This window comes from Magnetococcales bacterium (assembly GCA_015231925.1).
Taxonomy (GTDB): Bacteria; Pseudomonadota; Magnetococcia; order Magnetococcales; family JADGAQ01; genus JADGAQ01.
The window spans coordinates 1-7,851 of sequence record JADGAQ010000190.1 but is presented as its reverse complement, the minus strand read 5'-3'; the positions used below and the strand labels follow the sequence as shown (position 1 = coordinate 7,851).

General features: G+C 54.6%; 9 protein-coding genes. 1 reads left to right on the top strand and 8 read right to left on the bottom strand.

Annotation, left to right across the window (positions count from 1 at the left end; translation table 11 throughout):
- Positions 1 to 33: 33 nt before the first annotated feature.
- Positions 34 to 1,326, top strand: a complete 1,293-nt coding sequence (locus tag HQL56_16410) for a sel1 repeat family protein (protein MBF0311099.1) — start codon at positions 34 to 36, stop codon at positions 1,324 to 1,326.
- A 144-nt stretch (positions 1,327 to 1,470) separates the two neighbouring features.
- Here the strand turns inward: HQL56_16410 and HQL56_16405 are convergent, their stop codons facing one another.
- From HQL56_16405 to HQL56_16370, 8 genes are all read right to left on the bottom strand, one after another.
- Positions 1,471 to 1,923, bottom strand: coding sequence for a hypothetical protein (locus HQL56_16405; protein ID MBF0311098.1), 453 nt, complete (start codon positions 1,921 to 1,923; stop codon positions 1,471 to 1,473).
- A gap of 102 nt (positions 1,924 to 2,025) precedes the next feature.
- The gene (locus HQL56_16400) at positions 2,026 to 2,442 is read right to left on the bottom strand and encodes a hypothetical protein (GenBank protein MBF0311097.1); all 417 of its coding nucleotides are present in this window, start codon (positions 2,440 to 2,442) and stop codon (positions 2,026 to 2,028) included.
- A gap of 88 nt (positions 2,443 to 2,530) precedes the next feature.
- Positions 2,531 to 4,567 (bottom strand): AAA family ATPase, encoded by a 2,037-nt coding sequence (locus HQL56_16395; protein MBF0311096.1) that lies wholly within the window; start codon positions 4,565 to 4,567, stop codon positions 2,531 to 2,533.
- Positions 4,568 to 4,572: 5 nt separating this feature from the next.
- Complete coding sequence (locus HQL56_16390; GenBank protein MBF0311095.1) at positions 4,573 to 4,830, bottom strand: helix-turn-helix domain-containing protein; 258 nt, start codon at positions 4,828 to 4,830, stop codon at positions 4,573 to 4,575.
- 188 nt (positions 4,831 to 5,018) lie between these two features.
- The gene (locus HQL56_16385) at positions 5,019 to 5,948 is read right to left on the bottom strand and encodes a hypothetical protein (protein ID MBF0311094.1); all 930 of its coding nucleotides are present in this window, start codon (positions 5,946 to 5,948) and stop codon (positions 5,019 to 5,021) included.
- Positions 5,949 to 6,018: 70 nt separating this feature from the next.
- On the bottom strand, positions 6,019 to 6,411 hold the full coding sequence (locus HQL56_16380) for a type II toxin-antitoxin system HicB family antitoxin (protein ID MBF0311093.1): 393 nt from the start codon (positions 6,409 to 6,411) through the stop codon (positions 6,019 to 6,021).
- The gene (locus HQL56_16375; protein ID MBF0311092.1) at positions 6,408 to 6,593 is read right to left on the bottom strand and encodes a type II toxin-antitoxin system HicA family toxin; all 186 of its coding nucleotides are present in this window, start codon (positions 6,591 to 6,593) and stop codon (positions 6,408 to 6,410) included. Before HQL56_16375 ends, HQL56_16380 begins: the two co-directional genes overlap by 4 nt.
- Positions 6,594 to 6,655: 62 nt before the next feature.
- On the bottom strand, positions 6,656 to 7,851 hold a 1,196-nt coding region (locus HQL56_16370), incomplete at its 5' end, for a tyrosine-type recombinase/integrase (GenBank protein MBF0311091.1).

The following is a 7,851-nucleotide window of genomic DNA, read 5'->3' as shown; positions in this document are numbered from 1 at the left end:
GACATTCTATAACTTCACACCAGGATTGCCGTCATGATCAAAATAGCCTTTGCCGTTGTACTGCTCGGATTATTGATGCTTGGTCCCTTATTCTCCCAGGCTGGGGAGTTAGAGGACATTCGCAAAGCCGCTGATCAGGAGGATGCCACGGCTCAAGCTAGACTTGGGTGGATGTATGGCAAAGGCGAAGGCGTCACCCAGGATTATAAAGAGGCCGTGAAGTGGTACCGAAAGGCCGCTGATCAGGGGGAAGCTTTAGCTCAATTCAATCTCGGAGTGATGTATGGCAAAGGCGAAGGCGTCGTCCAGGACCACAAGGAAGCCGTGAAGTGGTACCGAAAGGCCGCTGAACAAGGGCTTGCCTCAGCTCAGACCAACCTCGGGTGGATGTATGACAAAGGCCAAGGCATAACCCAAGACTACAAAGAAGCCATGAAGTGGTACCGCAAGGCGGCTGATCAGGGGGATGTCTCAGCTCAGGTAAGTCTTGGAGTTATGTTCGATGCAGGCAATGGAGTCACACAGGACTACAAGGAAGCTGTGAAGTGGTACCGCAAAGCCGCTGATCAGGGGGATGCCATGGCTCAGTTCAACCTCGGATGGATGTATGAAAAAGGCAAAGGCATAACCCAGGACCACAAGGAAGCCATGAAGTGGTACCGCAAAGCCGCTGATCAGGGAAATGTCGGAGCTCAGTTATTCCTTGGAGTTATGTACGATGCAGGCAATGGAGTCACCCAAGACTACAAAGAGGCCATGAAATGGTACCGCAAGGCGGCTGATCAGGGGAATGCCTCAGCTCAGGTAAATCTCGGGGTGATGTATGATCAGGGTTTAGGCGTCACCCAAGACTTCAAAGAAGCCGTAAAGTGGTACCGAAAGGCCGCTGGACAAGGAGTTTCCGTAGCTCAGCTCCACCTCGGAATGATGTATAATCAGGGTCTAGGCGTCACCCAAGACTTCAAAGAAGCCGTAAAGTGGTATCGCAAAGCCGCTGATCAAGGGGATGCACTTGCTCAGAACAGTCTCGGGGCGATGTATAATAAGGGTAATGGAACCCCCCAGGACCACAAGGAAGCCGTGAAATGGTACCGCAAAGCCGCTGATCAAGGGGATGCACTTGCTCAATTCAATCTCGGAGTGATGTATTATCAGGGCGAGGGGGTCCCCCAGGACTTTGTCCAAGCTCATATGTGGTTCAATATTACCGCATCAAACGGCAATTCACTTGCCAGAGAAAACAGAGATAACCTCGTCAAACGCATGACTCCCGCCCAGATTGCGCAGGCTCAAGAACTGGCACGGAATTGGAAACCGAAGCAGTAAGAAGCTGCTGACTGCCACCTATAAAAACTCCTCTGCCATTTGAGCAAGGTTTTCTCAAAAACCCGAAAGATGTAACTGGCAAAATGGAACTCTCCCCCCGTTTTTGTATTTCTCCTCGCCCGATTTGTATCATTTTCAATAAGTTTAGACATCCACTCCCTTTGGCGCGAGCCCGTCATTTTGGGCAATAACCGCCTTTTTGCCTTGTGGAAAAGGCATGGCCTCCCGCGCTGAAAGGCAAAAGCCCTCCAGCGAGAGTTCCGCCGTCCACTCCAGCCCCGGCCCCTGGCCTCCCTCGATGCCCAGCAGCGCCAGCGGTACAACGAATCGCCACGGCCTCCGGTCGATGCGATACGCCAAAATCGGAACTCGCTCCCCCGCCTGTTCGACCGTCTGCCGCCACCATCCGGCAAGATGCGGTGTCGCGGCCCTTTTGCATTCCAGGGAGATGCCGGGCAGTTCCTCAATGATCAGATCTTCGCCCCCGTCTCTCGTCTGGCGAAGGTTGCGGTTGACCGTCACCCCCAAATGATCCCGAAGCAGGGCAGCCAACTCCCGCTCTCCCCCGGCCCCTTTGTTCCGTTGCATCGCGCTCACGGTTTGATCCCCCCTCAATCGTTTCGGGGAATAGTGTTTTGGTGTTGGTCTGGCGATTTCTCGCGAAATAGAGCCTATTTGTGACGATATAGCCTCACATGCTCAAAATGGGATATCGTCCCCAGGACCATAAACGGGTTGCCCGGCAGGGGATGGCCTTTGCCCGGCAGAGTGCTGCCCCGGTTGTCCACCTCCCCGTTGCGTTTGCGGTCGTGCGGCCCCCTGGCGAGATTGGCCCGCGCCTTCCACCACATCCGCCGCCCCGAACATCAGCCAGTGCGAATTGGAGTTCTCCCCCTCTGCGACAGCTTCCCGATTTTCGAAGATCAGCACCCTAAGTCCGCCCAACCGGCCCATCAGGTATGGTTTCCCGCTTTGGGATGTCTTCGCCCAGAGTTTTCCCCCTTTGATCAATGCTTGGTCAGCCATGCCCGTCTCCTGTTTTGGAAAGGTCGTCATGTCGAAGATGATCATTACTCCCTGCCTGGTAAAGTTGACCACCTTGACCACCTTGACCATCTTCGATTATTTTTCCCTCAGGGGTTGGTCGAAGATGGTCAAGATATCCAAGATGGTCAAGAATGGTGGCAGGCCCTTTTGACCATCTTCAATTAAGAGCCCACTCCCAGCCGCCATTTACAACACCCTTCTTTTTCCTGGCCATAATCCCCATTTCGGTTTTTGCTCGATTCAGGGTCGTTTCAGAGATTCCAGCCTCGGCAGCGTGCTGTTTTAGGACCTCGGCAGGAACCGCGCCATTGGCAAGTTCACGGCTCAAGAAGTCTTCAGCCTCGGAAAGGGATGTCTTCCTGGTGGAACCCACCGGGTTCAGTAACCGGTCAGCGGTTAATGTTACCGCGCCCGGCTCCCAAGCAATTCTGGATGTTTCGATTCCCGATTCCAAACGCACTGACTCGATGCGAAACGCCAATCCGGTTGAGTCGTTTCCGATGTTGTTCTTAATGGGCAAAAACAGCCTTCTTTCAGGGTCATGTGGATCTTTGGCAACCAGGAACGCCGCCCTGGCAGCAGCCACGAAAGCGCCGGAACCCGTAACCCTGGAAACCGCATTGCCCGCTCCTTTATTCAAATGTGTGACCATTACGACCGCAACCTGATGAGCTTGCGCCAGCTTTGCGAGTGGAGCGAGAAGGCCGCGCACGTCCGCATTATTGTGAGAATCAGTTCCTCCCAAATAGGCCGAAATGGGGTCGATGCCTACCATGACGGCGTCGGGATGTTTCGCCAACTCCTTGTCCAGGATTTCGATATCTTCGGCTAAATTGAAGGTGCGCTGGATTGAACGCCCTCGGGAATCACGGGAACACACTCCGTCCAAAACAAAGACCTTTGATAGGTTCGCTCCGGCAGCTTCAAGCCTTGGTCGGAGGGTGTCGGCAGGATCATCCTCGGCAGTCAGCAGAAATACGGTTCCAAGCGGGCACGGTGTCCCATCAGGCCAGGGTTGTCCCGTCGAAACGCGAGCGGCCATATCGACCAATTTTTGTGACTTTCCGCAACCAGGCTCGCCCGAATCGATGGCAGGCTTATTCCGCGCGTACCGGCCCGGCCATAGCCAGTCTATCGGTTCCGCCTGGATATCGTTCAAACAGCGCATCACCGCCCCAGCATGGAAGGAGGGTTCCTCCTGCCCGGCCAGGCGTTGCGCCTTTTCGATGCAACATCGCACCGCCTCTAACCCCCGATGGCGCATTAGGTCGTTCACATCCGTCAGGCCCGAATTTCGATTATCCTGCCCAAAATCTGGTACTGCCAACCGCACCCCCATTGCCTTCGCCGCCTCCACCGCCTTTGCGTTCGGCTCGCCAGATTCCTTCACGTCAGCCAAAATCACCAAATCAGCCTTGGGGTACCGCTCCCGAAGGTTCCGGGCAACAGATGGCAGATTTGCATCCATCAACGCCGCAACACCGATGCCGCCATAGGCTTCAGACCCGCTCAGGACGGTGCCAACGCCCTCTCCCAGCAACAAAGTTATGTCCGCTCCATCGTCTTCAGGAAACGGCCCCGTGGCCCAAGAACCACCGCTAACAGCACCTCCGGCCAGGAAATGCTTTCTGCCTTCCGAGTCGATCAACTCGATACTGGTGAGCGCCCCGTTCATACTTTTCACCGGAACCACCAGAACCGTTTCGCCCTCAAGTGGCCCACCTTTGCCCCGTGGATGATATCCAAGAAGGTTTTTCACCTCGGGAAGGGCAATTTCACGCAACGACGCCACCGGCTGCACACCCTTCCGTTCCAGATAGCCGTTAGCCCTGGCCGGTTGTGCTGACTGCCAAATGCGAGTGGCCTTGGCAGCGGCAAGGGAAGCCTTATCAGTTTGGGGGTTCGCGGCCCTGGTAGCTCCCTGCAATCCATATTTTTTGGCTATGTCGAACAATGTTCCTACCCCAATTCCGCCGTCGGGCTTAAATGAGCGCCAAACGTCGCGGCAGTCTTTTGAGTTGTAAGAAGCACCGCCCCGACTCCAGTCATCAAAAATCCGGAAACCGTCCTCGCCTGGATATGCGGCATGGACGGCCATACCTGGCAAAATCCAATCAGAACGGGGAAGGTCTGGTGGAAGGTACGATAAAGCCTCTTCCAGTTCGGCAAGTGACGGCGGCCCGTTGCGGTTCATGGCGGTCAACCCCCAACCTTTTCGCTGGTCGAAGAAACCTTCCGAGATTCGGCCCAAGCCAATAGATCGGAAATGCGGTAGACCACGATTTTTCCCAATTTGGAATATCGCGGCCCCTCTCCGGTACAGCGAAGTTTCTCCAGCGTCGGCCCGCCGATGCCCATAAACTTGGCTGCCGGATCATTGCGAAGGAATGCGGCTCCATCGATGGTTTGAACGGGGGAAAGGGAAACGGTTTTTGCAACAGGGTTCTGAATGGTCATTTGTAAGTCTCCGGCATTTTGCGATGACTGCCGATTGATCAGACCGGCAGCCGGAATCGTCGCGCAACGATGGAAGGAGACTAACAAACAGGGGTTCTAAATTGGAATGTGTTACTTATTGCGGATATTGCGTGGCACATATTGCGCATATTGCGTGGCACATATTGCGCATATTGCATGGACTGGTTCTAACGTGCTGCTTTGAAAGGCTTTTCCTTTAGAATGTTCGTTATTATTCCTGCTCCACTGTCCTGTGAATTTCTACTGAAATTGACGTTGGAGACATCGAGTTTATTGCACAAATGAGGCTTTTGCCGGTTAAGGAAGCCCACCTTGTCTTTCACGGTAATCTTGAGCTTAGGGGATGTTGTGTGCTTGTTGTAAGCGGCAATCAATGCCTGCCCGGTAAATGGGAGTTGCTCAGGGGATAAGTTCCCCTCCTTCACAAGATGGGATAGGAAGTTTTCCAAGGCATCATCACGGGGTGAAATCTGCTTTCGACGTTTTGGGGGTTCGGTACCTTTCAGGGGTTCTTCCTCAAAGAGAGTGGCGGATTCTGGTGGGGGGGTGGCAGCCGGTTGAACGGTTGTCTCTGGTATGGGAGGGATTGCGAGGGTTGCCCATGCGGCCATTTCGGGAGGAAGTTCCCAGCCAAGGGAAAGTGCCCAATTCACAAACTTAACACGATTTATGTAATATATTCTGCCTGTTTCATTGACGACTACTCGATCAGGCCTCAACGATCCTTCGTCAATAGCATCATTTGCAGCTTCCAATCTATCATTAGTTGGGTTTCTATTGATTTCATTATTGTCATAGTAATCGTTGCCTGATTCATCAACATTTGTAGCGCCAACGGCTTTAATATAAATATCTAAATGGGCTTTCCTTTGTGGCTCGGACCCAGGAAAGCGTAACGGATCAAGATAAACAGACAAGGCTATTAACTCTTCGAGGAGAATTTCATCTACTTTCTGCCAGTGATCCCAATAAGGCATTCCAAATTCATCTTTATAATTGAGTATCACCGGACGAAACGGTTCCGTAATATAAGATGTTTTTCTATAAGGTATACGACAACAAGTTGGCATTCTCGCATCCTTCAAGGCATCCTTCATGAAGAACCCGGCCAGGAGGGTGAAGGTGCCCTCTTTTCGGTGATCAGCCTATGCCGGGCATTCGGTGGGGTCAGCGCATGGCTTGCAATGCGGCTCGCATCAGAAAACCAGAACGGGTTTCCCCGTGGGCATGGGCATATTGATCAATGCGCATCAAAGCGGGTTCCGGAATGGTGATATTAATCCGCTTGGCCTTGCCCGTAATCTTGCCAAGGTCAACGGGAACCAACATCCAGATTGCTCCCCCAAAGTCCGGGTTGCCCTGGTGTTGCTCCAACGGCAGAGGTTCCGGTATGGGGTCGCCGTCCAGCAAAAGCCCTTCCACATGGGTTTGAATGGCATCCCTCGCCATGCTGGCAGCCTCTTCCAAAGTTTCGCCAGCAGAGAAGCAACCGGGAAGATCCGGAACTGTTACCCCATAATCGGAATCGGAGTCTTTGTGAATGGCGATGGGAAAGTTCATGGCTTGATCCCCGCTTGTTTCCAGATGGAGTGCAACGTGCCCATGGCAAGATCATGCTTGGGATGCGGAACCGTCACCTTGCCGGGTTTTGTTGGGTGCTTGAACTGGCAATGGCTCCCCTGCTGGTGATGCAGCGTCCAACCGTCAAGCTCAAGAATCCGTATAACCTCTCTGCTGCTCATTGCCATGGTATGCACTATACACATTCAGAATGGGGGAAGAAAGAAGGCTTTCCCGGAATAGGTCAGCGCACCTTTTGAAGAGGTATCACCTCTGCCGTGGGTTTGCCGCCCAATGCAGCGGCAATGTGCCCCGATATGCGGTCAGCGGCCACCTTGAGAGGATCGGCACTCAGATGGGCATATCGTTGGGTTGTGCTGGCTTGCGTGTGGCCAAGAAGCGCCCCGACGATGGGCAACCCCATTCCGGACATCACCCCAACCGAAGCGAACCCATGGCGAGCATCATGGAGACGCACATCAGACAACCCGGCACGCTGCCTGATCCGGCTCCAGATGCGTGGCAAGCCTACCAGGAATTGCCCCTGGATGGTGCCGGGAAAGCAGTAGGGATTACCCTCCACCCGTGGCAGCCCCGCCAGCAACGCCAAGGCAGCCGCTCCAACATGCACCACCTTGGCCCCGGTTTTCGAGTCAGGCAGCCGCAGACAGCCCCGCTCAAAGTCGATGAACGACCATTGCAGGGTCAGCACCTCCCCATAGCGCATTCCGGTCAACAGGAGAAGACGCAAGGCGGAAAGGGCAACCGGGTTGACGCCTTCCTGTTCCGCCTCCTGGATTACCTCCCCCAATCGGGCTAGTTCCTCGCCGGTCAGAAAGCGTTCCATTTTTTGCGTGGGAAATTTTTTTATGCCGCTTGCCGGATTGTCGGCACGCAAGCCACGGGAGATGGCAAAGACAAACAGGGTGGACAGCAGAAGGACACATTGGGTGGCCACTCCCTTACCCCCGGTCACGATGGCCCGGCCCCGTGGTCCCGTCTTGATATCGGCAGCCGTCTTCCCTTCGGCCACGGCATTCATGAGCCGTTGCACATCGGCCCGCGTCACCTGATCCACCCGTTTCTTGCCCATCAGGGGTTTGATGTGGCGTTCGATGCGGCCCCGGTCAGAGGCAATCGTGGTGGCCTTCTTCGTGGCCACTCCCTCTTGCAGGTACAGGTCGCAGAGTTCCGCCAGGGTGGGGAGTGCCTTGGCTTGGGCTTTGACTTCCGCCGGGTCATGCCCTTCGGCCACCATGCCCAGAAGACGGGAAGCCTCCTGTCGCGCCTGATCCGGAGTCCAGGGGGAACCATGCACCCCGATCATTACCCGCTTCTTGGCCCCGTTGATGCGGTATTGGAGTAGATAGACCTTCCGCCCGGCTGGGGTGATCTTGAGCCCGAAGCCGGTCAAGTCGGAATCGAACAGGAAGGAATCCT